The 25,124-nt window shown below is 62.5% G+C and carries 20 protein-coding genes and 1 pseudogene; 8 read left to right on the top strand and 13 right to left on the bottom strand.

The window, feature by feature from the left end; translation table 11 throughout:
* Window positions 1–14 precede the first annotated feature (14 nt).
* Genes iadA through L1075_RS08310 form a run of 3 tightly spaced genes read right to left on the bottom strand, consistent with a single transcriptional unit; the run spans window position 15 to window position 4,671 of the window.
* Entirely contained in the window at window positions 15–1,184 is a 1,170-nt protein-coding gene (iadA, locus tag L1075_RS08320) for a beta-aspartyl-peptidase (protein ID WP_246941338.1), read from the bottom strand.
* Window positions 1,181–3,820, bottom strand: coding sequence for a cyanophycin synthetase (gene cphA, locus L1075_RS08315; RefSeq protein WP_246941337.1), 2,640 nt, complete (start codon window positions 3,818–3,820; stop codon window positions 1,181–1,183). Before cphA ends, iadA begins: the two co-directional genes overlap by 4 nt.
* Window positions 3,817–4,671, bottom strand: a complete 855-nt coding sequence (locus L1075_RS08310) for a cyanophycinase (protein WP_040244207.1) — start codon at window positions 4,669–4,671, stop codon at window positions 3,817–3,819. Before L1075_RS08310 ends, cphA begins: the two co-directional genes overlap by 4 nt.
* Before the next feature lie 350 nt (window positions 4,672–5,021).
* On the opposite strand from L1075_RS08310, the gene L1075_RS08305 reads away from it, so the two are divergent.
* From L1075_RS08305 to L1075_RS15805, 3 genes and pseudogenes are all read left to right on the top strand, one after another.
* Window positions 5,022–6,323, top strand: coding sequence for an ATP-grasp domain-containing protein (locus L1075_RS08305; protein WP_246941336.1), 1,302 nt, complete (start codon window positions 5,022–5,024; stop codon window positions 6,321–6,323).
* A 42-nt stretch (window positions 6,324–6,365) separates the two neighbouring features.
* A complete protein-coding gene (locus L1075_RS08300) occupies window positions 6,366–8,408 on the top strand; it encodes a CocE/NonD family hydrolase (RefSeq protein ID WP_246941335.1) in 2,043 nt (680 codons plus the stop codon).
* Window positions 8,409–8,620: 212 nt separating this feature from the next.
* Window positions 8,621–10,038: pseudogene (locus tag L1075_RS15805) on the top strand (PhoH family protein).
* A gap of 178 nt (window positions 10,039–10,216) precedes the next feature.
* Here the strand turns inward: L1075_RS15805 and L1075_RS08285 are convergent.
* The 4 genes from L1075_RS08285 to L1075_RS08270 form a co-directional block, all read right to left on the bottom strand.
* Window positions 10,217–10,459, bottom strand: a complete 243-nt coding sequence (locus L1075_RS08285) for a hypothetical protein (RefSeq protein WP_040244215.1) — start codon at window positions 10,457–10,459, stop codon at window positions 10,217–10,219.
* Between the two features lie 160 nt (window positions 10,460–10,619).
* The gene (locus L1075_RS08280; RefSeq protein WP_052445123.1) at window positions 10,620–11,252 is read right to left on the bottom strand and encodes a DUF938 domain-containing protein; all 633 of its coding nucleotides are present in this window, start codon (window positions 11,250–11,252) and stop codon (window positions 10,620–10,622) included.
* Entirely contained in the window at window positions 11,252–11,926 is a 675-nt protein-coding gene (locus L1075_RS08275) for an alpha/beta hydrolase (protein ID WP_040244217.1), read from the bottom strand. The genes L1075_RS08280 and L1075_RS08275 overlap by 1 nt, the downstream gene beginning before the upstream one ends.
* 121 nt (window positions 11,927–12,047) lie before the next feature.
* Window positions 12,048–13,817: an SLC13 family permease gene (locus L1075_RS08270; protein ID WP_246941332.1), complete on the bottom strand. Its 1,770-nt coding sequence runs from the start codon at window positions 13,815–13,817 to the stop codon at window positions 12,048–12,050.
* A 120-nt stretch (window positions 13,818–13,937) separates the two neighbouring features.
* Between L1075_RS08270 and L1075_RS08265 the strand changes: the two genes are divergently transcribed.
* Window positions 13,938–15,515 (top strand): alkaline phosphatase family protein, encoded by a 1,578-nt coding sequence (locus tag L1075_RS08265; protein WP_246941331.1) that lies wholly within the window; start codon window positions 13,938–13,940, stop codon window positions 15,513–15,515.
* Between the two features lie 32 nt (window positions 15,516–15,547).
* Here L1075_RS08265 and L1075_RS08260 read toward each other — a convergent pair whose 3' ends face one another.
* The 3 genes from L1075_RS08260 to L1075_RS08250 form a co-directional block, all read right to left on the bottom strand.
* Window positions 15,548–16,537, bottom strand: coding sequence for a TerC/Alx family metal homeostasis membrane protein (locus L1075_RS08260; protein WP_246941330.1), 990 nt, complete (start codon window positions 16,535–16,537; stop codon window positions 15,548–15,550).
* Window positions 16,538–16,760: 223 nt separating this feature from the next.
* Window positions 16,761–17,006 carry a hypothetical protein gene (locus L1075_RS08255; RefSeq protein ID WP_246941329.1) on the bottom strand — a complete coding sequence of 82 codons (246 nt, stop codon included), beginning with the start codon at window positions 17,004–17,006 and terminating at the stop codon, window positions 16,761–16,763.
* A 174-nt stretch (window positions 17,007–17,180) separates the two neighbouring features.
* A complete protein-coding gene (locus tag L1075_RS08250) occupies window positions 17,181–17,780 on the bottom strand; it encodes a LysE family translocator (RefSeq protein ID WP_246941328.1) in 600 nt (199 codons plus the stop codon).
* A 101-nt stretch (window positions 17,781–17,881) separates the two neighbouring features.
* On the opposite strand from L1075_RS08250, the gene L1075_RS08245 reads away from it, so the two are divergent.
* On the top strand, window positions 17,882–19,276 hold the full coding sequence (locus L1075_RS08245; protein ID WP_246941327.1) for an aminotransferase-like domain-containing protein: 1,395 nt from the start codon (window positions 17,882–17,884) through the stop codon (window positions 19,274–19,276).
* 100 nt (window positions 19,277–19,376) lie between these two features.
* On the opposite strand, the gene L1075_RS15865 is transcribed toward L1075_RS08245, so the two are convergent.
* Together L1075_RS15865 and L1075_RS08240 are read right to left on the bottom strand one after the other, a co-directional pair.
* Window positions 19,377–19,688, bottom strand: coding sequence for a GSU2403 family nucleotidyltransferase fold protein (locus L1075_RS15865; RefSeq protein WP_378111860.1), 312 nt, complete (start codon window positions 19,686–19,688; stop codon window positions 19,377–19,379).
* A gap of 474 nt (window positions 19,689–20,162) precedes the next feature.
* Window positions 20,163–20,603: a methyl-accepting chemotaxis protein gene (locus L1075_RS08240; protein ID WP_378111856.1), complete on the bottom strand. Its 441-nt coding sequence runs from the start codon at window positions 20,601–20,603 to the stop codon at window positions 20,163–20,165.
* Window positions 20,604–20,712: 109 nt separating this feature from the next.
* Between L1075_RS08240 and L1075_RS08235 the strand changes: the two genes are divergently transcribed.
* The 3 genes from L1075_RS08235 (at window position 20,713) to L1075_RS08225 (ending at window position 22,616) form a co-directional block, all read left to right on the top strand.
* The gene (locus tag L1075_RS08235) at window positions 20,713–21,315 is read left to right on the top strand and encodes a sigma-70 family RNA polymerase sigma factor (protein ID WP_246941326.1); all 603 of its coding nucleotides are present in this window, start codon (window positions 20,713–20,715) and stop codon (window positions 21,313–21,315) included.
* Complete coding sequence (locus L1075_RS08230; protein WP_040244234.1) at window positions 21,312–22,076, top strand: anti-sigma factor; 765 nt, start codon at window positions 21,312–21,314, stop codon at window positions 22,074–22,076. Before L1075_RS08235 ends, L1075_RS08230 begins: the two co-directional genes overlap by 4 nt.
* Window positions 22,077–22,187: 111 nt before the next feature.
* Window positions 22,188–22,616 (top strand): DUF7282 domain-containing protein, encoded by a 429-nt coding sequence (locus L1075_RS08225; RefSeq protein ID WP_246893880.1) that lies wholly within the window; start codon window positions 22,188–22,190, stop codon window positions 22,614–22,616.
* 160 nt (window positions 22,617–22,776) lie between these two features.
* Here L1075_RS08225 and L1075_RS08220 read toward each other — a convergent pair.
* The coding region (locus L1075_RS08220) for a bifunctional acetate--CoA ligase family protein/GNAT family N-acetyltransferase (RefSeq protein WP_246941325.1) at window positions 22,777–25,124 on the bottom strand (2,348 nt) is incomplete at its 5' end.

The raw sequence follows: 25,124 nt of genomic DNA, 5'->3' as shown, positions 1-25,124 counted from the left end.
CGTCTGCCGATCATCTAGGCGTCGACATCGCCGTATACGCAGCGCCCCGCGACGAACGTACGCTGGGGACGCAGGGCCTTGTCGAGCAGTGTGATATCGGCGTCGAAGCCCAGCATCAGGCGCCCCTTGTGAGCATGCAGGCCCAGCACGCGGGCAACGTTAGCGGTCAGCAGCCCCAGCGCCGCTTCGAGTGGCAATACCTCGTCATGCACGAGCCGTTGCCAGTCCGCGATCAGCGCCGTATTGCGCGCCACCTGCATGCCCACGTAGGCGCCATCGGCGTCGAACTCCGGCAGGCTGCCATTGCAGTCCGAACTCAGGGTAATGCGCGATGGCGGAACGCCACACGCCAGGAGACGCGACACCGCGTCGAAGGCGGATAGCCCGTCGCCCGCGTCTTCGAAGGCGGTGACATCCACGCTGGCACCAAACGCCAGCGCATAATCCGCCGCGTCCTCGAGCAGCTCAGGACGGCGATTCACATGGGTCGGGATGATCTGATCGGGAGGAATCTCGGTCTCTTCAAGCAAGCGCCGCAGAGGCGCCAGGTCTCGCTTGCCATCGCCGAGATGGAAATGGCAGATGCCCCGCTTGCCGGCCAGCATGGCGCCGACTCGCGCGTCGCTCACCAGCCGTTCGAGCTCGTCCTGGCGTGGCTGGCTCGAGCGGTGATCCGAAATGGCGATTTCCCCTACTCCGATGACCTCGGGAATCCAGGCCAGATCGCGCTGGATATCGCCGGTGAGCGTCGGCGGCGGCACGCGATACGCGCCCGTATACATGTAGGTGGACAGCCCATCAGCCGCCAGCCCCCGTACCGCGGCCAGCAAGTCGGCCGGCGAACGGCTGATACTGTCGGTACCCAGCACGCCCACCACCGTACCGATACCCATCGACGCAATGTCATGGGCGCTGATCGGCGGGCAGCGCGTACCGCAACCGCCCTCGCCTCCACCGCCGGTGACGTGCACGTGCTGGTCGATGAAGGCGGGCACAGCGATCAGATGGCGTGCATCCACCTCGCGGATGGGCCAGTTACCGGGAATCTCGAGCCCCTGTCCCAGCGCCACGATTTTCCCGCCGGCCATGAGAATATCCGTCGCCTCGCATCGCTCGGGAGTGAACGCCTCGCCGACATGCAACAGGGTCAGCGTATCGGCAGGACGTGTCTTGTGAGACCTCATGGACGGGCTCCTTCACCACCGTTTGAGGATGCTGGCGTCTCGAAACGCTGCCCACGCAAACGTTCGGTGACGGCATCGACATCATCCACCAACAACACCAGTAGATCGCCTTCGGCGGCTTCGTTGAGGGCCTGGGTAACGGCCTCCTCTTCCTGCAGCACCTTCTCGACCCGGCAGGCGCCGGGCACCGAGGTGGCGCCGGCATACAGCAAATCGACGGTCTCGCCCACCGGGCGACCGCGCGGCACGGTATCGCAGAGGAAGACGATGTCATGCATGTTGGCGAGGCGCACGCCCAGCTCGAAGATATCCTCGTCACGCCGATTGCCCGGCGCGCTGGCCACGCCGATGCGGCGCTGGGCCGGGATACGGCTCACCAACTCGCTCAAGGCCTCGAGTGCCGGCACGTTGTGGCCATAGTCGATCAACACCTTCACGCCCCCGGCATCGATCAGGTTGGTGCGCCCTGGATTCTGCCCCGGCGTCGGATGGAAGGTCTGCAAGCCCAACTGTATATCGGCGATACTAAGCCCCAGTGCATGCGCGGCAGCACTCGCCGCCAGGGCGTTGGCGATATTGAAGCGCGCGAACCCATCGAAGGTGATCGGCGCGTTCGCCACGGGAAGTACCTCAGCCACCACCTGGCCTTGCAGCATCACGATATGGCCGTGATGCACCGTGAAAGCGACGCCATGCTCACGCACATGTTCGCGCACGACCGGCGAGTCGGGATCCAGCGCGAAATAGATGATATCGCCACGCGCCCATTCACCACTCGCCAGAACGCGCGGATCATCCGCATTGAGCACCGCCGTGCCGGACTCACCGACCGCATCGATCACCACGCTCTTGCAACGCGCCAACTCGTCCAAGGTATGGATGTCGCTCTCGCCCAAGTGGTCGCTGGCGATGTTCAGCAGCACGCCGACCTGGCATTCATCGAACCCCAGCCCCCGGCGCATGATGCCGCCACGGGCGACCTCGAGCACGGCATACTCGACGGTGGGTTCGCGCAGAACCGTCGTGGCGGCCTGCGGGCCGCTGTAGTCGCCGCGCATGATGACGTGATTGTCGATCTCGATGGCCCCGGTGCACGCCGTACCGACACTGCGCCCCGCCTGGCGCAATAAATGCGAAATCAGGCGCACCGTGGTCGTCTTGCCGTTGGTGCCGGTGACCGCCACGATGGGAATACGGCCGTTATCCTCGCTATCCGGGAATAGCATATCGACCACATGTGCACCGACATCGCGACCGGTGCCATGGGTCGGCGACAGGTGCATGCGAAAGCCCGGTCCGGCGTTGACCTCGACCACGGCCGCCGATTGTTCCTCCAGCGGACGCGTCAACGTCTCGGCAAGCAGGTCGATGCCGATGATATCGAGGCCCACCAGGCGCGCGATGCGCTCCGCCGTGTAGATCACATCGGGATGGACGTCTTCGGTGACATCCGTCGCCGTGCCACCGGTGCTCAGATTCGCGGTGGGCTTGAGATAGACGATTTCGTCGCTTGAGATGACGCTTTCCAGCGTCAGGTTCTGCTGCGCCAGTAGCCGAAGCGTCTGTGCATCGACATCGATCTGCGTCAGCAGGTTTTCATGGCCGATGCCTCGGCGCGGGTCGTGGTTCTCGTTATCGATCAAGGTCCGCAGCGTGCTCTTGCCATCGCCGACCACATGGGCCGGACGCCGCCTGGCCGCCGCCACGAGCTTGCCGTCGATCACCAGCAGCCGGTGATCTTCTCCCCGTATATACTGCTCGATGATGACTGCCGCGTTGTGACCGGACGCGACCGCAAACGCATTCTCCAAGGACTGGTCATCCTCGATGTCCGTGCTGACACCGCGACCGTGATTGCCGATCAACGGTTTAACGACGACTGGATAGCCGATTTCATGTGCGGTTTCGAGCGCCTCGTCGCGTGAATGGCAAACGTGTCCACGCGGTACAGGGATACCCGCCTCGCCAAGAATCCGTTTGGTCCAATCCTTGTCGTGGGCGATGCCATGGCCGAGCAGGTTCGTGCGACAGGTCACCGTCGCCTGAAAGTGTTGTTGGCGATAACCATGCCCTAATTGTACGTAACTGGTGTCTTCGTCGAGGCGCGCATAGGGAATTCCACGGCGCTGCGCGGCCGCCACGATCGAAGCGGTCGATGGCCCCAGCATGTGTGCGTCACGTACATCCTTGAGGCGGGCGATGATCGCATCGATATCGCTATCTTCACCGGCGAAAAGCCGAGTGACGATCTCCACCGCCTCGACCCCAGCCGCCAGTCCACATGCCTCGTCGCGGTAGCGATAGACGACGTTATAGATCCCCGTCTCGTAGGAATCGACCGTCTTGCCATACCCGACCGAGAAGCCGATCAGGTTCTGCAACTCGATCGCCACATGCTCGACGACATGGCCGGCCCAGGTACCACGCGTTAGTCGTTCTAGAAAGCCCCCTGGACGCCCCACCGAGCAACGATGTTCCTCCAGTGTCGGCAACAGCTGGGTGATGCGTTCGACGATACCGGGCACGGTATCGCTTGGCCGCGCCTCGAGTTCCTCGATATCCAGACGCATGAAAATCGCCGGATAACGGCTGTAGTAGTTCGGTCCTCGCAATGCACGATGCTCGAGAATCTTCATTCTTGGTGCCTCCCTGCCAATACCGCTTTCAGTTCCTCGGCCACCAGATAGCGCCGCGCATCGAGATCGTAGCCGTGGCCGCTGACCATGGCGTGCAGGATCATGTTCTCGATGGCGACCGGCTCGCCCATTTCCAGTTCCGCAATGTTGGAACTCGCCAGATCCCGGCTATCGATGATGATCACATGCCCGGGTCCGATGGTTTCGAGGATACGATTGGGATAGATGATGACGGCGGCGTCTTCGCCCAGGCCGACCCCCAACTGCTCGGGATTGCTGGCGCCTACCTCCATGAGGCGCGTGAATCGCCCACGTTCGAGAAAATGGCTGTCGATGACCATGCCGCGCACGAAACCAAGGCCGAAGGTCATGTTCACCGCGCCCTTGCGCAGCGCATCCGAGGCCGATCCGTTGTAGATCATGGTGCTGGGCATCGCCGCCGCCCCGGCACTGGTACCCGCCACTACGGCGCCCGCTCGCAAGCGCTCGCGGATGGCACGCAACGTGGCGGAGCCTCCCAGCACGGTGGTCAGGCGCAGTTGGTCGCCCCCGGTGAAGAAGATCACCCCACTACGTTTGATCAACTGGGCATTGTCGGCATCGGCAGCTTGCTGGCGATCCTGAATATCCAGCGCATGGACCTGGGTCGCGCCCAAGCGCTCGAAGGCGGCTTCATAGCTGGGAAGAACCTGCTCGGGAATACTGCTGGCCGTCGCGATGACGGCAACTTCGTGATTATCCTCGGGCGCTAGCTCGAAAACGCGCTTGAGAATGGCAAGTTCCGAAGACCTGTCCTCGGCACCACCAATGGCCACGATGTGGCCACATACGGCAGGGGGTCGTGACGTCATATTCCTCTCGTCGCCTCGCAACGCTTTTTAGGAAATACTGAACCATTACCTCTTATACAGGTAATGTCGTATCGCGTGACAATCGAACCCGGTTCTTCACTTATAACAGCCTTACCTCATCCCCACCAGATTAATGACACCCCGCCGGCACGGACTATTCTTTTCCCGTAAAACAATGAGATTCCCGTTTACCCCCATATTGGTCCAGCGCATTCGTCACAACACGCTATTCTTCAGACATTGGCACCTCCCATTCCCAGCCTAAAAGGGCAGGACAACCAAGAGCGGTACGAACCATTGCGCTTCGGCTACAAGGACACCAGCAGCCGAGCTTGCGCCAGGAGGCGATTATGAGCGACAAGAACGTGTTCGTTGTCGGGTTGGATGAACTCAATAGGAAGCGCCTTGAACATCTGCGCGGTGCCGAAAACTACCGGTTCCATGGTGTGATCGAACCATCGGAGGTTTACGACACGGAGATCTTCCCCATCGAAGATATGCTGTCCCGGGCCGAGACGCAGCTGAATGAATTCCATGATTCGATCGACGCCATCGTCGGCTACATGGACTTCCCCGTGTCGACCATGCTGCCCTTACTCTGCGAGCGTTTTGGTACGCGCTCCACCAGCCTGGAAAGCTTGCTCAAATGTGAGCACAAATATTGGAGCCGATGCGTACAACGCGAGGTCATCGGCGACTACATTCCCCGCTTTACCGCATTTGATCCCTTCGACTCTGAGGCGCTACACAAAATAGGTGAAGAGGGTCTTTACTTCCCTTTCTTCGTCAAGCCGATCAAGTCATCGGGCTCACGCCTGGGATTTCGTATCGAGAGCCCTGAAGATTTCGAACAGGCCATCTCACGACTTTGTGAAGACATCGGGACGATTTCCGAGCCTTTCAACTTTGTACTAGATCACGCCAAACTACCCGATGATGTGCGCGCCATCGATGGTGGCCATTGCATGGCTGAAGAGATCATCGGGGGCTGGCAATGCACGGTGGAAGGGTATGTCTTTCAGGGCGAAGTCATTCCCTACGGCGTCGTCGACTCGATTCGCTATCCCCAGGTATTAAGCTTCTTCTATTATCGATACCCATCACGCCTTCCCGATCATATTCAAGAAAAAATGCGAGAACTCACTCGCCAAGTAATGAAACATATCGGCTATGACAACGCCGCCTTCAACATCGAGTATTTCTGGGATGAAGTACAAGATCGCATCTGGCTATTGGAGATCAATACGCGTATCGCGCAATCGCATTGCGATCTTTTCGAAAAGGTCGACGGGGTCAGTCACCAACAGATAACGGTCGACCTGGCACTAGGCCAACTACCCGATATGCCTTATCGGAAAGGAGATTTCAAAGTCGCGGCGAAATTCTTCTATCGGGTGTTCTTCGTCGATGCCACTATTAGCCGCGTGCCGACGGAAGAAGAAATAGATACCTTGGAGCAAGCATTTCCCGGTACCGTCATCACACTGCAAGCCGAGATCGGCACGCGCCTGTCCTCCCTTCCCGAGCAAGATAGCTACAGTTTCGCCCTAGCTTATATATGGATGGGCGCGGACGACGATACTTCACTGGAAGAAAACTACGCGCGGCTCGCCGAGCAGCTACATTTCGAGTTCGAAGAGATCATCGGCTAGCGTTCTTACCGTCGTCCTAAACCTCACTCACGGGAGCACTGCATGCACATCGTTCGCCATTTTCCCCGCCAGATTCACGAGGAGGAAGACTGGATCACGCTCGCCGATGGTTGCCGGCTGGCCGTGCGTATCTGGCGCCCAATGGATGCCGAACGCGAGCCCGTACCGGCGATACTCGAGTATCTGCCTTACCGCAAGCGCGACCTGACGGCGATGCGCGACGCTCAGTCGCATGCCTACTGGGCCGGCCACGGATACGCCGGGGTGCGCGTCGACATTCGCGGTAGTGGTGAATCGGATGGCGTGCTGCGTGATGAATACCTACAGCAAGAGCTCGACGATGGCGTCGAAATTCTGAAGTGGCTGGGGCAACAAACGTGGTGTACCGGAGATGTCGGCATGATCGGCATTTCCTGGGGCGGCTTCAACGGCCTGCAAATCGCGGCATTGCAGCCCCCTGAGCTCAAGGCGGTCATCACCCTGTGCTCGACCGATGACCGCTACGCCGACGACGTCCATCACATGGGCGGCTGTCTGCTCGGCGACAACTTGTCATGGGCCTCGACCATGTTCGATGCCAATACATGTCCACCCGATCCAATGCTCGTCGGCGAGCGCTGGCGCGAGATGTGGCAGGAGCGCCTCGAGGGCAGCGGCTTGTGGCTGGCAAAATGGCTTAAGCATCAACGTCGTGACGACTATTGGAAACATGGCTCGGTGTGCGAGGACTTCTCGCGCATTCGCTGCCCCGTCTACGCTGTCAGCGGCTGGGCCGATGGCTACTGCAACGCCGTGTTTCGCCTACTCGCGGGGCTCGAGGTCCCCCGCAAAGGCCTAGTGGGCCCCTGGTCGCACAAGTATCCCCATCTCGGCGTACCGGGCCCCGCCATCGGCTTTCTACAGGAATCGCTGCGCTGGTGGGATCACTGGCTGAAGGACAAAGACACCGGGATCATGGACGAGCCTATGCTGCGCGTCTGGATGCAGGAGTCGGTGCCGCCCTCGGCCCGCTACGAGACACGCCCCGGGCGCTGGGTATCAGAGCCCAGTTGGCCGTCACCGCGCATCGATATGCAGCCCTTTCGCCTGACCAGCGGCCACGACCTGCTGCCGATGACGACGGCATCCACTCTGCCCGAGAACCACGACGAGACGCCGCTGACGATACGCTCACCGCTATCGGTGGGACTTTTTGCGGGCAAGTGGTGCTCCTACAACGCACCGCCGGATCTACCGCACGACCAACGCGACGAAGACGGCGGCGCGCTGGTTTTCCAGACGGCACGGCTCGACCAGGACATCGAGATCTGCGGGCAGCCCGTGGTCGAACTCGAGATTGAGGCCGACCAACCGGTGGCGATGGTCGCCATACGCCTCAGCGACATCGCCGAGGACGACAAAGCCACGCGAATTTCCTATGGCCTGCTCAACCTGACCCACCGTGACAGCGACGAACATCCTCAGCCACTGGAACCGGGCGAGCGCTATCACGTGCGCGTGCTACTCAAGCATATCGCCCAGCAGTTCCCCGCAGGCAACGCCATTCGGCTATCGATCTCGAGCAGCTACTGGCCGCTAGCTTGGCCCGCACCAGCGCCCGTCAAGCTGACGATTCATCCCGCCAGCAGCCGATTGCTATTGCCGTGTCGCTCGCCTCAGCCCCAAGAAGAAGCCGCGCTGCCCGCATTTGCGCCACCAGAGGCCGCCCCGCCGCTCGCCAAGACGCTGGTACAACCCAGCCAGGAAACGTGGCGGGTGATACGCGATCTCGCCAATGACCAGACCACGCTCGAAGTCATCAACGACGAGGGCACCTTCCGCCTTGATGACATCGATCTTGAACTCTCGGTGCGTATCACCGAACGCTACACCTACGCCTACAGCAACTACGACAGCATCAGCGGCTGGACGCAATGGGAGCGTTGTTTCCGGCGTGGCGACTGGGAAGTGCGCAGCGTGACGCGCACCTTGATGACCTCCAGCGCGGAAAGCTTCCGCGTGCGTGCCACCCTGGACGCCTACGAGAACGATAGCCGAGTCTTCGCCAAGAGCTGGGATGAAGAGATCCCGCGCGACCTCGTTTAGACACGTATGGCGGCGACACCAGCCAAAAATTGCAATTTTTTGTCGCTCGGCCATGCTTACGTCATACGACACGCGAAAGGAGAATGCCCGACACCCCACCTCGACCGGACTGTTTCGCAGGCGACGCTGACAGACTTGAGTCGCGCGCCACATGGGCGCAACACCATTCTGTCAGGGTCGGAGAAGCCGTTAACCAAGGAGTGCTTCCCCCGATGGTGAGACTCGACAAGAAAGTGACCCGGCTCTACGTGCTGGATACCAATGTCCTGATCCATGACCCCGCAGCCCTGTACCACTTCGAGGAACATGATGTCGTCATCCCTATGACGGTGCTGGAGGAACTCGATAAGCACAAGAATGGGATTCGTGAAATCGCCCAGACCGCGCGGCAAATCAGCCGCACGCTTTCCGACCTGACGTCTCGTTTCACCCCCGAGCAAATTCAAGAGGGCATCCCATTACCCGTGAGCAACGGCCCTAGCGGCCGCCTGCGTTTCCTGTGCTACACCGACCTCAAGACGCTCGACCCGTTGGTCGACTCCCCCGATAACCGTCTGCTCGCCGAAACCTGCCGCCTGCGTGACGAACGTCCCGATGCTTCGGTGATTCTGGTCACCAAGGACATCAATCTGCGCGTCAAGGCGGCGGCACTGAACGTTCCGGTGGAGGATTACCTCAACGACCGCGCCTTCGACGATCTCGACGCCATGATCGAGGGCGCCAAAGTCTACGCCGAGGCCGGCGTGGAAGGCCGAGGGCTGTGGGACCGGCTCGATGTCGAGGTCGATGTCGAGCGCACGGAAGACGGCACCTTCTATCACCTTGCTGGCGAGCTGCCCAAGGACTGGCACGTCGGCATGCTGGTATCGGACAGCGACAATGGCGCCGATTTCGAGGCCATCGTACGCTCGTTCGCACCGCACCGCACCGCGCCACGCTGCAACTACTGACCAACTACCGCCATCACGACGGCGTATGGGGCGTGCATGCCCACGACAGCCGACAGAACTTCACCCTCAACCTGCTGATGGACCCCGAGATCGACCTGGTCACCATCGCCGGCAACGCCGGGACCGGTAAGACCTACATGACGCTGGCGGCGGCCTTCCAGCAAACCCTCGATAGCAAACACTTCGAGCGTATCGTCTTCACCCGCGCACCGATCCCCATGGGCGAGGATATCGGCTTTCTCCCCGGCACCGAGGAAGAAAAGATGTCGCCCTGGATGGGCGCCTTCCACGACAACATGGACAACCTGCTGCGCGACGAACAACACGGCAGCTCAAGCTGGAGCGACGGCGCCACCCGCCAGTTGATCGGCTCCCGCGTGCAAATCCGCTCGCCGAGCTTCATGCGCGGACGCACGCTAAGCGACACCTTCCTGATCATCGATGAGGCGCAGAACTTCACCCCCAAGCAGCTCAAGGCACTGATTACGCGGGCGGGGCGCAATACCAAGCTGGTACTGCTGGGCAACGTTGGCCAGATCGACACGCCCTACCTTACCGCCAATACCTGCGGTATGGCCTACGCCGTGGAACGTTTCCGCGACTGGCCGCATGCCGGCCACGTGACGCTGAAAAGCGTCGAACGCTCACGCCTCGCCCTCGCTGCCGAGGAACTGCTCTGATACCGCGTCGATAACGCAACCTCCTTTTCATCCCTCTCAACGCAGAGCGCCCCGGTCAAAAGACCGGGGCGCGCGCTTCACACCATTCTTGAGCTTACGACGATCACTTTACATCTTAAGACGATCTTTATAACCGTCTTGGTGGTAACCGTAGGGTCACGCCATGTCGGTGGTGAGGCTACTCTTCGGTAGAAGAGGGCTTGCGGTTATTGACCACGTCCTCGATGAGCTGCTCGTTCTCGCTGCGCGGCACCTCGTCGAGCATTTTCTTGGCGGCCTGGTAATCGCAGATCTCGGTATTGCACGAGCTGCAGAACACGATATCGTCGGGTTGTTGCGCCTGGGAGACCGTCACCTTGTGACTGCCGCAATTCGGGCACCCCTTGGGCAAACGCAACTCGACGGAAAAATCTTCGTTCATCGCCTTTCCTCCATGATCCTGCCGTGGCGGAACGAGCGCCGCACCGCGACCCTCGCAATCCATGTGTCTATTTATCCATGTGCCTATCCCCAGTGTTTGGGGCCAGAGCGGAGAAATCAAGCGCAGGTACTTCTTATGCAACGTTAGCGCCCAAGCAACGTTAGCGCCGCAGAAAGACCACGCCCAAGTTGTTCGCTGGCAACTCGTCGACGCGTTGCAAGGCAAGCCCGTTTAGCCGGGCTTCGGCCTCGACATCTTCCAGAGCACGAATGCCCCAGGCTGAGTCGCGCTGGCGCAGGTCGGCATCGAAGGCCGCGTTACTCGCAGCAGTATGTTCACCGTCACGCATAAAGGGGCCGTAAACGATCAACACAGCGTCCAACGGCAAGCGACGCCCTGCCTCACGCAAGAGCGCCTGAGTCGCCGACCATGGCGAAATATGCAACATGTTGATGCAGAGCATGGCCGACGGCTCGCCGACTTCATCGGGCCAAGGCTCGGTGACGTCCAGCGCGAGCGGCGCCTCGAGGTTCGTCAGCCCCACGTGACGCCGCCAGGCGTCGATGGAGCGCCGGGCGCGTTCGCTCGGGTCACTGGGCTGCCAAGTGAGCGCAGGGAGGTGCGTCGCGAAATACACGCCATGCTCGCCACTACCGCTGGCAATCTCGAGGACACGACCCGAGGTCGGCAACACCTCGCGCAGTAGCGCCAGAATAGGCTCGCGATTACGCTTCGCGGCGGGCGTGGAAAGACGCATACCGTCGCCATGGTCGGGCGTTTCCATGCTCTGCATCATGCCTCCTTCGCGCCCAGACGAGCATTCAGCCAGGGGCCGATATCACCGATCTGTTCGGGGCACAGCGCATGCTGCATGGGGTAGGTACGGTAATTCACCGCGTAGCCCAGCGCCTCAGCCCGCTCGGCGCCCTCATGGCCCAAGGTTTCGGGCACCACCGGATCGAAGCTACCGTGATGTACCTCGATGGGCAGCGCGCGATTGGCCTCGCTGGGCTGAATCGACTCGGCCGTGGCGAAATAGGTCGAAAGTGCCAACAGGCCCGCCAGCGGCTGGGGATACGTCAACGCCGCGTGGTAGGCCACCGCCCCGCCCTGCGAGAACCCGGCCACGACGATGCGGCGGCTATCGATACCCTTGGCGATTTCGGCATCGATCAGCGCATGCACTCTGTCCGCCGAGGCCTTGAGCTGCGCTTCGTCGATGCGTCGGCCAAGGTTCATGTCGAGGATGTCATACCACGCCGGCATCTCCATGCCGCCGTTCACTGTCACCGCCAGGCGTGGCGCGTGCGGCAGGATGAAGCGCACCGCCAGCGAGTCGTCCAGTGGCAATGCCGGCACCAGCGGCTCGAAATCATGGCCATCGGCACCCAGCCCATGCAACAGAATCACTGTCGCATCGGCGGTGCGGTGCTGGGGTTCGATGATCAGGGGCGAAGAATCGGCCATCGGCTCGGCTCCTTGAAAGGCATTCGAAGACACAAAGACTCAGGATGTGCAAAACGCACAGCGCTGTCCATGCCGGCGACGATGTTTAGCCGTCACGGCCTAGACCGCGTCTGAACAGTACCTAGAACGGCCAGACCATCGGGGTCAGTACCAGCGTCATCACGCCGACCAGCACACTTAGCCCGCCGCCGACACGCAGATAATCGCTGAACCGATACCCACCGGGCCCATAAACCATCAAGTTGGTCTGATAGCCGATAGGAGTCAAAAAGCTAGCCGAGGCGGCGAACATCACCACGATCACGAACGGCATGATATCCACGCCCAGTTGCTGCGCGGCGCCGGTGACGATGGGAAAGCTAATCACCGCCGCCGCGTTATTGGTGACGATCTCGGTCAAAAGCGCCACCACCAGATAGGTCCCGATCAGCAACAAATACGGGTTGCCATCGGCGAGCGCCAAAGCGACCTGGGCCAAGGCCGAGGCGGCGCCGGAACTCTCCATCGCCGCCCCCAGACCGAATGCAGCGGCGATGGTCAGCAATACTTGCGTATCCAGCCCCCGCCGCGCCGCGCTAATCGTGCAGCAGCCCGTCATTAGCGCCAGGGCAGCGCCGAGCATTGCCGCCTTGAGCAGGCTCAACACGCCGAACGCCGCCAGGGCGACCACGCCCAGCATGATGCTCCACGCCACCCAGGCCCGTTCATGGTGCGGGCGCGCCTGACCGTTGAGTTCGCTGATCAACAAAAAATCCCGCGACTGGCGGTGGCGCTCGATGAACGCCGGGCGTACTTCCATGAGCAACACGTCCGCCGGTTGTAGCTGGATCTGCCCCAGATTGCCGGATACTCGCTCCCCATGGCGACACACCGCCAGCACCGAGGCACCGTAGAAGGTACGAAAATGCCCCTCGCGCAGACGTCGCCCCAAAAACTGGCACTGTTCGGAGACCACCGCTTCGACCAGGCGCCGCTCGGCGAAGGATTTCTTGAGGCTCGACTGCCCCTGCCCGGTGGGTCGCAGACCACGAATCTGCTGCAGCTCCACCGCCGCCTCCGTAGTCCCGGCGAACACCAACCGGTCATTGGCCTTGAGACGCTCGCCGCGCCCCACCACCGAGACGACATTACCCTCGCGCTCGATCTCGACCAGAAACAATCCCTCGAGATGACGCAGCCCGGCCTCCTCGACGCTCTTGTCGACGATGGGGCCTTGCGGATCGACCTGCATCTCGATGGTGTACTCGCGCGGATTCTCGAAGACATCCGTCGCCGTGCGACGCTTGGGCAACAAAAAGCGCCCCACCAACATCAAATACGTCAGCCCCACCAGCGCCACGGGCACGCCAACCCAGGCGATATCGAACAGATGCAAGGCACGCTCGGGATAGCGCTCACGGAGCAAGCCATCGACCACCAGATTGGTGCTGGTACCGAGCAACGAACAGGTACCGCCGAGGATCGAGGCAAAACTCAACGGCATCAGCAAGCGATGTGCTGGCAAGCGCAGACGCCGACTCCAACTCAGCACCGCCGGCAGAAACGTCGCCACCACCGGCGTGTTGTTGAGAAAGGCGCTGGTCGCCGAGACAGGGAGCAGCAATCGCGCCTGAGCGCCCAGCTCGTGGCGCGGACGCCCCAGCACGTAGCGGATGAGCAAGTCGATACCGCCCGTCTCGCGTATGCTGGCCACGAGGATGTACATGAAGGCCACGGTGAAAAGGCCCGTGTTGGAAAAGCCGGCCAGCGCCTCGTCGGCATTGATGACGCCAGCACCGAACAGCGCGATCACCGCGCCCATGAGAATAACATCTGGGCCGAGGCGACTCGTCGCCATCAACAGAAAAGACGCCGCCACAATGGCCAGCGTCAGCCAAGCATCGAATGGCATACCGCCAGTGTCCTAACAAAAGATACGATGCCCGCATTGTGACGAACCGCGAATATTCCAGGAAGTTATTTGTGGGAATGGCCTTAGATACTTTTTGATCTATACAGACAAGGAAAGCCCATGGTTCGCTGGTGGCTGACACTGCTACTCGTCAATGCCGCGCTCATCGCTACGGCAATCCCCCGCTTAGGCGTCGCCGCCATGCCCTGGCTGGCGTTGGAGGGCCTTATCCTGGTCGGTGCGCTAAGCCTATGGCCCCGGCAGCGCCTGGCGCGCCGGCTATTGTCGTACGGCAGTGCCGTGCTGATCGTGCTGGCGCTGGCTTGCGCGTTGGGCGATGCGATCACCCAGGAGATCCAGGGCCGGCCGCTCAATCTCTATCTCGATGCCTCGCAGGTACCGATCCTGCTGGAGTTGTTGCGCGACAATCTGGGCCTACCGGTGAGTATCGCACTGGTGGCCGCGACGCTCCTGGCGCTGCTGGTCATCGGGCTCGGTTTGGGACGCCTACTGGTGAGCCTGCCACGCCACGGCGCACCTCGCCGCTGCGCCTGGGGCACGCTGGTGTTCGGCGTGGGGCTGGCGCTTCTCGGCCTATGGCGAGATACGACGACCTTCGGCACGCCCGGCATGACGATGCTCACCGAGCAGGTCACCCGCGCCTATGAGACTCGTGCGTCGCTGCGCGATTTCGATGAACGCCTGTCGACGCATAAATCTCCGCTCGATGCGCCGGGCGGTCAGCCCTTGCCCGGCTTCGCCAAGACCGATGTCATTCTGGCGTTCGTGGAATCCTACGGCATGGCCGCGCTCGAGCGTGCCCCCTTCGCCGGCCCAGTGAACGCACGCCTCGACGCCATGGCCGAAGCCTTTGCACAAGCCGGGCTCAGCGTGGCCAGTGGCCGGGTTGCCTCGCCCACACTCGGCGGGCAGTCACGCCTGGCGCATGCCAGCGTGCTCAGCGGCTTATGGGTAAGTTCACCGCTACGCTACGCGCGCTTGCTCGAGAGTCCGCGCGTCACCTTGATCGACGACTTCAAGCGCACAGGGCATACCAGCGTCGCCATGATGCCGGCGATCTACCGGGATTGGCCGGCGGGGCGACGACTGGGCTATGACGAGATCCACGACGATGCGCGGCTCGACTATCGCGGCCCGCGCCTGGGCTGGGTGACGATCCCCGATCAGTTCGTCTGGCATCGCCTGCACCAGGTACGCCACGAACATCGCGAACCGCTGTTCGCCGAGCTGGCTCTGATCAGCAGCCATGCGCCTTGGGTGCCGGTACTCGAACCGCTGCCCTGGGACGAGCTCGACAACGGCGAAGCCTTCGCGCGCTGGGAAGGCGAAGGCAGCAACTTCCTCGAACTCTGGGGGGACAACGCCGGTATGCGACAACGCTACGGCCCTGCGCTGGCTTATTCGCTGGCAGTCGCCGGGGAATACGCCGAGCGTTACGTGGACGACGAGACCCTGCTGATCCTGCTTGGCGATCATCAGGCCGCGCCGGGCATGCTCGGTACCACGCCCAACAAAGAGGTGCCGATTCACGTCATTAGTGGCGACCCCGACCTGATCGCGCCACTACTCAAGCACGGCTTCCAGCGCGGAATGCAACCGTCCCACGACAAGCCCGCGCGCTCGATGGCCGATCTACGCGACTTGCTGCACAGGCTGTATGGGGGCGACGCCTCCTGACGTCGCCCCGCCATACGCGGCCTGGGGAACCGTCAGGCACGCGCCCGGTTGCGGCGATCCTTGATCAAGCTCGCCACGCCAGTGACCATCAGCGCGCCAATGATGATGGTCATCGATAGCCAGATGGGAATTTCGGGAATCGACTCGATGGGATGCCCGCCGTTGATGAACGGCAGGGTATTCTCGTGCAACGCTTCCAACACCAGTTTGACGCCGATGAAGGCCAGGATCACCGATAGCCCCAGGCCCAGATAGACCAGGCGTGACAGCAAGCCACCGAGTAGAAAATAAAGCTGTAGCAGCCCCAACAGGGCGAAGGCGTTAGTCGTAAAGACGATATACGGCTCACGCGTCAGCCCATAGATGGCCGGGATGGAATCCAGGGCGAACAAGAGATCGGTAAAGCCCAGTGCCACGATCACCATGAAAAGCGGCGTCACCACACGCTTGCCGTCGACTTTCGCCAGCAACTGCTTACCGTGATATTCATTGGTGACGGGCAACCAGCGCTGCGCCAGGCGCACGACCAGGTTGGGGCGATATTCCTCTTCTTCGTCGCTGTCTTCGAAGCTTTCCTTACCCAGCTTGTAGGCCGTCCACAGCAGGAAGGCGCCGAAGATATAGAATACCCAACTGAATTGATGGATCGCCGCCGCGCCCACGGCGATGAAGATGCCGCGCATGATCAAGGCGATGACGATGCCGATCAACAGCGCTTTCTGCTGATGCACCCGTGGCACCGCGAACTTGGCCATGATGATCACGAACACGAACAGATTATCTACCGAGAGGCTCTTCTCGGTGATAAAGCCGGCGAAGTACTCGGCGCCGCGCTGCGGTCCCCATACCCACCAGAGCCCGGCACCGAATGCAATGGCAATGGCGATGAATACGCACGACCATGCCGCCGCTTCCTTGAAGCTCGGCTCATGCGGCTTGCGAACGTGGAAGACGAAATCGAAAACGAACAGCGCGATGATGCCAGCCACAGTGGCCAGCCATACCCACAGGGGGACGTGCATAGGTCTACCTCCGGTCAACGGTCAACGTTGCCGAAGGTCTCTCCCACTCGACATTAATGCCGAGCCGCTATCACCGGGGCGTTGCGCCCGTGCTGACGATGACAGCGCGAAGCTACGGGCCAGGCGGCCCGCATCGGGAATACTCCCCTTCCGCTAGCGCGGCATTGTGGGGCGCGGTGCCGCTTAATGCAACGCTTATCGGCGTCCGCGCCCACAAGGAATATCAGCCCCAGCAATACACGTAGCGATAGGCCGTTTCCGCCAGGCGCGAATCAAGCCCCCACGGCGCGAAACGTCGCGCCATCTCATCGACGACCTCACGCAGCGGTCGCGACGCCTCGCGTACACGTGCCTCTACGATGGTGCCAATCGTGAACAAGGCGCTGTTTTCAGGGGTAGTGTCATCCACACGCGGCGTTTCCAACCATGGCGCCTTGCGTGCCAACTCGACATCCTCCTGAGTGATCATTTCCCAACCTCCCGATACATTTGCTGTCTCGCTTGTTGTGTGTAACTCACGGCTACTTATACGACTTTAGTTCAAAGAGCGAAGTTCCGCCATGCGTCACATCAACGCAATCGTCATGTGATAAGAGGCCGCCGTCGCAAGAGCGAGTCGCGTGGCAATGCGAGCAAGCGCTCCTCAGCCGAGGATAAAGATCACGCAGGCCGCAGTGAGCGCCCCCATGGTCCCGTTGAACACTCGCCAAGCGCGAGGGCCCTTGAGCCAGCGCCCGATAGCGGTGCCGAATCCCGCCCAAAGCGCGATGCAGGGAAACCCCACGAGCTCGGCCACCCCCGCCAGCACGAGAGCGTTGACGACGGTGTTGCCATTCTCGGGCAGAAAGCTCGCCATCAGCGTCAACCCCATCACCCAGACTTTGGGATTGGCGAACTGGAAGGCGGCTGCTTGCCAAAAGCTCAGTGGTCGTCCTTCACTCGCGTCGAAGTACGGCGGTGGCGCCGTTGCGATGCCCCAGGCCAGATACAGCAGGTAGAGACTGCCGATGACACGCAGCGACGTTTGCACCAGCGGGAAACGCTCGAACACGACACCCAACCCCAGGGCCAACGACGAAAACAACACAAAGCAGCCACCGATGATGCCCAATAGATGCGGCAAGGTACGTCGGAATCCGTAATTGGCCCCGGAGGCAGTGAGCATCATGTTATTGGGGCCTGGCGTGATGGTCATGGAGATCATGAACAGTGCGGCGGGCCCGAAAGCGGACAGAGTATTCATCTTAAATTGTACCCTCACAATTTTTTTGAAATTGGTTTATTATCGCCATATTTTGTGAGCATAATGAGTACAATAAGAGCGTCAAAGGTTTTATTGTTACCATGACAATTTGGACACCCGAACTGCCCGAGGGCGGCCCACGCTACCGGCGCATCGCCGAGGCCATCGCCAAGGCCGTAGAAAGCGGCGACCTAGCACCCGGCGACAAGCTACCGCCCCAACGCCGCCTGGCCGATCGACTAGGCGTCACTATCGGCACCATCACCCGCGCCTACGCCACGGCCCATCACCAGGGCTGGGTCGACTCTCGAGTGGGCAGCGGTACCTATGTACGCCAAGCCATCGGAGAAGCGCCCACCAGTTTTCGTGCCGGGCAACCTATCGATCAGGGCATGATCGATATGGGAATGAGCCTGCCGCCGCCCCATCCGTTACGCGCTAAAGGTCTTCAAAACGCACTCGAGAGCATTACCGCTTCCCCCCAGTCCCTGCAGGCGGCCACGGAGTATCAGCCGGAAGCCGGCGACGAGATCCAGCGAGCGCGCATCGCGGCCTGGCAAAGTAGCCTCGGCCTACCCGACGACCCGAGCCGCATGGTGATTACGCAAGGCGGGCAGCACGGCATCCAGCTCGCATTGCAGGTCCTCTGCCAGCCAGGTGACCTAGTGGCGGGTGATGCCCTTACCTACCCGGGTTTCATCTCCGCCGCCCAGCAGGCCCACTTACGTCCGTTGGCAGTACCCATGGATGCCTACGGCATGGAAGTCGATGCTCTGGCCCGGCTATGCGCTCGCCAACCGCCGCGCGTGCTCTACACCACTCCCGACCTCAACAATCCCACCGGTGCGCAGCTCGACGAAGCACGTCGCGAGCGACTGGTGGACCTGGCAAGCGAGCACGACATCTGGCTGATCGAGGACGCCGTGCAGTACCTCCCGGAGGCCGAGCGTGGCACGCCACTGGTCGCGCTGGCACCAGAACGCACCCTGCATATCTTCAGCACTTCCAAGGTACTGGCCGGCGGGCTACGCATTGGCAGCCTCACGGTACCGGCGCATCTACTGGAGCGTCTGGGAACGGCAATCCGCACCCAAAGCTGGATGGTGGCACCGCTGATGGTCGAGACAGCCTGCCGATGGATGGAGAATCCCGAAAGCCAAGAACTACTGCACTGGCAGATCGATGAGCTTGCCGCCCGCCGCACTCTGGCGCTGGCACGCCTATCTGACTACGGGCCGATGAGTCGTGAGGGCTCGTCGATAGTATGGCTGCCACTACCGACAGGACGGCGCAGCAGTGAATTGCAGACGCTACTCGCAAGGCGCGGCGTCAAGGTTTCCACGCCCGAGCCCTTCTGCATGGGCAGCGAACCGGCCCCACAGGCACTGCGACTGTGTCTGGGACCGCCCGAGAATCGTGCCTCACTAGAAAAAGCACTATCACTCATCAACGAGGCACTCTCGGAAGCACCGTCGTCGCCCTGGCAGACCCTGTAACACTCGTCGCTCGCGCTCGAAGCCCCACTGCGACGCACGACACGAGCAAAAAGTTCTTCGCAGATCAGCGTGAAATGGTAAGGCCCCACCATGCTCACCGCTATCGGGAATAAATTCCCTCCCACAAGGACAAGCTAACTGACAGGGGCTGTGGGAGCGAACTTGTTCGCGATGATCTGTGCCGCATTTCCCGGCAAAGTGCGATGAACCAAAAAACCGCCGGACACACGTCCGGCGGCATTTCGTGACGAGGGCCTTCAGGCCCGCGCGTCAGCAAGTCGTTCAGTTCGTTGGCTAGCAGTGTGGCTACCAGTCGAGCTTGATCCTCATCGCGAGCTCGTTTGCCCCGCTCCCGAACATCGCTCCAGGTGGCGAAGCACTTGTGCAGAATGAAAGCACGCGGTTCGACCATCAGCACCCGGAACCGGCATCTTCAGCTGTCGCAGGCCACAGCCTCGAAACACGGGACGGAAGTCAGCCACTTCCATGCTTCAATGGTCACCGGGCAGGCTCCCCAGGAGACCGAGGTGCCGCCCAGCGCGGCACCTCGAGCGGGTCCGCCTACCGATGGATCCCTATTGATCCCGGCCGTGACGAGCCCCGAAAGCGTAGGGGCGATAACGCCAGCGCCCCACCCGACTCAGGCGGGATGTCTGGCCTCGACGCCCTGATCGCGTCGGATTCGCCTTCGGCTTATCCGACCTACGGGGGCTGACGCTTTCGCTTGGCTCACCGGCGTTCGGACACCTCCCGCACATGGGCGAGGTCAAAACTTTCACCCACAATATGTTGGAAGCAAAAAGGCCGGCACATGGCCGGACTGTATCGTGTTTCCTGGGTAAAGATTCCGGACAACCGCCTCAGGCCGGTTCTCTTTCCCCGCGCGTCAACTCGTGCGAGAGGCACTCGGCAACGCAGCCGGCTGGCTTTCACTATCGCGACGCTCACGCAGGGTGAAGGCACCAACGGTTTCGGCGAGTCGCTGCGACTGGGCCTTGAGCTCGGCGGCTGCAGTGGCACTTTCCTCGACCATGGCGGCATTCTGCTGCGTCATGTTGTCAAGATCGGTCACCGCTACGTTGACCTGGCCGATGCCGTCACGCTGCTCACTGGTCGCGGCGCTGATCTCGTTGAGCACATCCGTGACGCGTGTCACGCCATCGACGATCTCGTTCATCGCCGTGCCCGCGTTGCGCGCCAGCTCGGCGCCGCTCTGGATCTTGCTCGAGGCGTTGTCGATCAGCGACTTGATCTCACGGGCGGCGTCGGCGCTGCGTGTGGCGAGCTGGCGCACCTCGCTGGCCACCACCGCGAGCAATAGGCGCACATGCCCTGCTTGTAATGACACTTGGGGTTTTGCAAACTGCCTTGCGTTGGCGCCGAGGCAAGACGCGCCATTGGCAGGATGCCCCAATAACGACAACAGGGAACGCGGTATGTCCGATGCCTCAAGACACTCCTCGACGCACCTGGGCGATACCTCGCCTACGTCCCCCACCTCCAGTGACCACCTGCACGATCTACTTCGGCGCGTGACCCGACGTGATCGACGTGCCTTCGCGCAGTTGTACGCGGCCACGTCGGCGAAACTCTATGGCACGGTACTGCGTATCTTGAAGGAGCGGGGCCGGGCCGACGACGTGGTTCAGGAGGCCTACGTCACGATCTGGCAAAAGGCGGCGCAGTTCGATGCCGCGCGTGCCTCGCCCATTGCCTGGATGGTCGCCATCGCCCGCCATGCCGCCATCGACGAACTGCGTCGCCAGCCCCGGGCCCCGCACGAGCCGGAAGAGGCGCTGGCCCACACGCCCGCCGATGAGCCCAGCGCCCGTGAGCACCTGGAGCACGAGCAGGACGCCAAGCGGCTGCATGCGTGCCTGGAAGCGCTCGAGGCCGAGCGCCGGGACATGGTCCGCCTCGCGTACCTGGATGGCTGGTCGCGCGCCGATCTGGCCACGCATTTCGAGCAGCCGGTGAACACCGTCAAGACCTGGCTCCATCGGGCCTTGAAGCAACTCAAGGGGTGCCTGGCACCATGACCGACCACGACGACATCGACATGCTGGCCGCCGAGTACGTACTGGGCACTCTCGACGCCGAGGAACGCGCCGAGGTAGCCCAGCGCCGGCAGCACGACGCCGACATGGAAGCGCGCATTCTCGCCTGGGAGGCGCGTCTCGCCCCGCTCGGCAACGAGGTCGAGGCCATCGCCCCGGGGCCGGATCTGCTGGAAAGAATCGAGCGTCGCATCGACGAACTCGAGGCGACTTTTCAGACAAAATCCAAGTCGGAAGACGACACCCACGGCGCGACCCAGGTGATCGCGCTACGCCGCCGCCTCGGTTTCTGGCGCGGGTGTACCGGCCTGGCCACGGCCGCGGCGCTGATACTCGCCGTGGTGATGATCGCGCCATTCGACGACACGCCGGATGCACCGCCCTTCGTGGCCGTGTTCCAGCAGGACGACCAGCAGCCGGCCTTCATGCTTTCCGTCGACCTCGACAGCCGCCGGCTCAACGTACGCCCGGTGACCGCCAAGCCGCTGCCGGACCGCAGCTACCAGCTATGGATCAAGGCGGATGCACTAGGGCCCAAGCCCCGCTCGGTGGGCGTGCTGAACGACGACTTGAGCCTGCCGGCCGACGCCCTGAGCGACTACGATTCCGAGTTGCTCAAGCGGGCCACCTTCGGCATCAGCATCGAGCCGCCAGGCGGTTCCCCCACCGGCCAGCCGACGGGCTCCGCGATTCACGGCTATCTATATCCCACCGACCGGGACGCGGTATCACAGCATTTGTGAATTTTTTTCGCGTCGAGGTGAAACCTTACCCGGGCTCCTTGCGTAACTAAGAGCACGCCCATCTCAACCACTTCCCAAGATGGGGCGTGCTCGGAACTCAAGGAGAGAATGATGACCAAGCTCATGGCAAGTGCATTCGTATCCGCCACCCTGCTCGCCGGCGCCTCCCTGGCCCAGGCGGAAATGCACGGTGACATGCATCCGCAGGTCTGGGCCGACGATCAATCCGTCACCGGCGGCACGGTCACCGCGGAAAAGGTCACGGCGGACAGCAACGGCTGGCTGGTGGTCCACCGCACCGACGAGAGCATGAAGCCCGGCCCCGTGGTCGGTCACGCCCCGCTCAAGGAAGGCGAGAACATGGACGTCACCGCGTTGCTGACCGAAGACGTCAGTGCCGGCGATCACCTGATGTTGATGGTCCACAGCGAAGAAGGCGGCATGGAGCCCGGCGTGTTCGAGTACACCCTCGGCGCCAAGGAAGACGGCCCCATCAAGATGGACGGCAAGCTGGTAACCGAGACCATCACCGCGCAGTAAACGTCATCCGGCATGCCGAGAGACGGAAGGGGCCTGCGGGCCCCTTTTTTCGTGTCCTACTCATGAATTCATACCCTGCCCGTGACTTCATACCTGCCCGTGACTTCCTACCTGCCCGTGACTTCATACCTATCAGAGAACAAGGCTTCGGATCGTGCTTTTACGGCCCGGAGCGTGTCAGATCGAGACTCAGCGTCACGACATCCACGGTGTCGCCGGCGGGCTGTGTCACGAACCCCAGCGCCGCCGCCATCTGCCGCATGGGGTGGTTGTCGCGCAGGACATCGGCGAAGACCTGGCGAATGCCGTTCTCGCGGGCATACGCGAGCAGCCGCTGCATCAGGCGATAGCCGAGGCCGGTGCCCTTCTTGTCGCTGCGGACCATGATCGCGAACTCGGCTTTTTCCTTGTCGGGGTCGGCGGAGAGCCGCACCACGCCGACGATGGCCGACTCCCCCGGCGAGGTCGCCACGAAGGCCATCTCGCGGTCGTAGTCGATCTGCGTCAGGCGCGCGGCGAAGGCATGATCGAAAGGCTTGATGGCCGCGAAGAAACGCATCCGCACATCCTCGGGCGTGGAATTGCGCAGCATCTCGACCAGCGCGCCCTCGTCCTCGGGGCGAATGGGCCGCAGGCAGTAACGCTGCCCGGCCCGCGTCTCGATCTCTTCCTCCAGCTGCTGCGGATACGGCCGAATCGCCAGGGGCTTGCGCTGGTCGCCCTCGGCGCGGACCACGATGCGCGCATCCAGGGCGATCACCCCGCTGGCATCCGTCAGCAGCGGATTGATGTCGAGCTCGACCACGCGCGTCAGGTCGCTGACCAGTTGCGAGACCTTGATGAGCGTCGCGGTCACGGCCTCGAGATCGGCCGCCGGGCGGTCCCGATAGCCGCGCAACAACCGCGCCACGCGCGTCGAGGCGATCATGTCCCGCGCCAACAGTGGATTGAGCGGCGGCAGCCCCACCACCCGGTCGCCGATGACCTCGACCGCCGTGCCGCCCTGGCCGAACACGATCACCGGCCCGAAGAGGCTGTCTTCGGCGACGCCCACGATCAGCTCATGCGCCCCCGGCCGGCGGATCATCGGCTGCACGTTGAAGCCCTCCACGCGGGCCTCGGGCTGGGCACGCCGTACCGCCGCGAGCATGTCCTCGGCGGCCTGCGTCACGGCGCCGGGCGAGGCCAGATTCAACTGCACCCCACCCACATCCGATTTATGCGAGATATCCGGCGAAAGGATCTTCAGCACCACCGGAAAGCCCAGCCGCTGCGCCGCTTGGCTGGCCTCCGCCGGGGTCCGCGCCACGATGGCGGGCACCGTGGGGATGTCATAGGCCGCGAGCACCGCCACCGCCTCCGGCTCGGTCAGCACGCGACGCCCAGCCGCGATCACGCCGTCGATGACCGCCTCCGCCTTGGCGGGGTCAAGAGTGACGGCTTCGGCCAGCGCCGGGGGCGTTTCCATCAGTGCCTGCTGGTTGCGCCGGTAGCTGAACAGGTGCGAGAAGGCCCGGATGGCCTGCTCCGGCGTCTCGTAGGTGGGCAGGCGCTGCGCGGCGAACAGATGCCGCGCCTCGTCGGGCGCGCCCTCGCCCAGCCAGCAGGTCAGCACCGCCGCCTGCCGCGTGCCGAGCGTCTCGACCACCGCCCGGGCCGCGTCCAGGCTATCGGCGACCGCCGCCGGACAGTTCATGATCAGAATCGCATCCGCGCCGCGCTCATCGAGCAGCGCCTCGAGAGCGAGCGCGTAGCGCCTCCCCGGCGCATCGCCCAGAATGTCCACGGGATTGGCATGCGACCACGCCTCGGGCAGCGCCTCGTTCAGGCGTGCCAGCGTCGTCTCGGAGAGTTCGGCCAGGTGACCGTTCGCGGCGGCCAGCGCGTCCACCGCCAGCACGCCGATGCCGCCGCCATTGGTGAGAATCGCCAGCCGGTCGCCCTTCACGCGGATGCCGGTCGCCAGGGTGCCAGCGGCCTGGAACAGCTCGTCCAGCGTCGCCACCCGGAGCATCCCCGCGCGCCGGAACGCCGCGTCGTAGACGGCATCCGCCCCGGCCAACGCCCCGGTGTGCGACAGCGCCGCCTTGGCCCCCGCCGCGCTGCGACCGGCCTTGACCACCACCACGGGCTTGTTGCGCGAGGCCATGCGCGCCGCCGAGAGAAACTTGCGCACCTCGGTCACCGCCTCGACGTAGAGCAGGATCGAGCGGGTCTTGGGGTCCAGGGCCAGGTAGTCGAGCATGTCGCCGAAATCGACATCGCTCATCGCCCCCAGCGAGACGACGTGCGAAAAGCCGATGCCGCGCGCCGAGGCCCAGTCGAGAATGGACGTCGCCACCGCGCCGGACTGGGTCACGAAGGCGACATCGCCCTTGGCAGGCGTGAGATGCGCGAAACTGGCGTTGATGCCCATGTGCGGCGCCAGGATACCCAGGCAATTGGGCCCGACGATGCGCATCAAATAAGGCTTGGCGGCATCGAGCATCGCCTGCTTGAGCGCCATGC

Origin of the sequence: Chromohalobacter beijerinckii, from assembly GCF_023061185.1 — a bacterium.
GTDB classification, from domain to species: Bacteria; Pseudomonadota; Gammaproteobacteria; order Pseudomonadales; family Halomonadaceae; genus Chromohalobacter; species Chromohalobacter beijerinckii.
Note: the sequence above shows the minus strand (reverse complement) of the source record. Positions and strands in the feature narration are given on the sequence as shown.

Bases quoted from the DNA above. Each gene is read 5' to 3' on its own strand.
- L1075_RS08275 (WP_040244217.1), bottom strand. From the start codon at position 11,926: ATGGCCGATTCTTCGCCCCTGATCATCGAACCCCAGCACCGCACCGCC.
- iadA (WP_246941338.1), bottom strand. From the start codon at position 1,184: ATGAGGTCTCACAAGACACGTCCTGCCGATACGCTGACCCTGTTGCAT.
- L1075_RS15865 (WP_378111860.1), bottom strand. From the start codon at position 19,688: ATGGTCGAACCGCGTGCTTTCATTCTGCACAAGTGCTTCGCCACCTGG.
- L1075_RS08310 (WP_040244207.1), bottom strand. From the start codon at position 4,671: ATGACGTCACGACCCCCTGCCGTATGTGGCCACATCGTGGCCATTGGT.
- L1075_RS08305 (WP_246941336.1), top strand. From the start codon at position 5,022: ATGAGCGACAAGAACGTGTTCGTTGTCGGGTTGGATGAACTCAATAGG.
- L1075_RS08270 (WP_246941332.1), bottom strand. From the start codon at position 13,817: ATGCCATTCGATGCTTGGCTGACGCTGGCCATTGTGGCGGCGTCTTTT.
- L1075_RS08255 (WP_246941329.1), bottom strand. From the start codon at position 17,006: ATGATCACTCAGGAGGATGTCGAGTTGGCACGCAAGGCGCCATGGTTG.
- L1075_RS08280 (WP_052445123.1), bottom strand. From the start codon at position 11,252: ATGCAGAGCATGGAAACGCCCGACCATGGCGACGGTATGCGTCTTTCC.
- L1075_RS08250 (WP_246941328.1), bottom strand. From the start codon at position 17,780: ATGAATACTCTGTCCGCTTTCGGGCCCGCCGCACTGTTCATGATCTCC.
- L1075_RS08300 (WP_246941335.1), top strand. From the start codon at position 6,366: ATGCACATCGTTCGCCATTTTCCCCGCCAGATTCACGAGGAGGAAGAC.
- L1075_RS08230 (WP_040244234.1), top strand. From the start codon at position 21,312: ATGACCGACCACGACGACATCGACATGCTGGCCGCCGAGTACGTACTG.
- L1075_RS08225 (WP_246893880.1), top strand. From the start codon at position 22,188: ATGACCAAGCTCATGGCAAGTGCATTCGTATCCGCCACCCTGCTCGCC.
- L1075_RS08245 (WP_246941327.1), top strand. From the start codon at position 17,882: ATGACAATTTGGACACCCGAACTGCCCGAGGGCGGCCCACGCTACCGG.
- L1075_RS08260 (WP_246941330.1), bottom strand. From the start codon at position 16,537: ATGCACGTCCCCCTGTGGGTATGGCTGGCCACTGTGGCTGGCATCATC.
- L1075_RS08285 (WP_040244215.1), bottom strand. From the start codon at position 10,459: ATGAACGAAGATTTTTCCGTCGAGTTGCGTTTGCCCAAGGGGTGCCCG.
- cphA (WP_246941337.1), bottom strand. From the start codon at position 3,820: ATGAAGATTCTCGAGCATCGTGCATTGCGAGGACCGAACTACTACAGC.
- L1075_RS08235 (WP_246941326.1), top strand. From the start codon at position 20,713: ATGTCCGATGCCTCAAGACACTCCTCGACGCACCTGGGCGATACCTCG.
- L1075_RS08265 (WP_246941331.1), top strand. From the start codon at position 13,938: ATGGTTCGCTGGTGGCTGACACTGCTACTCGTCAATGCCGCGCTCATC.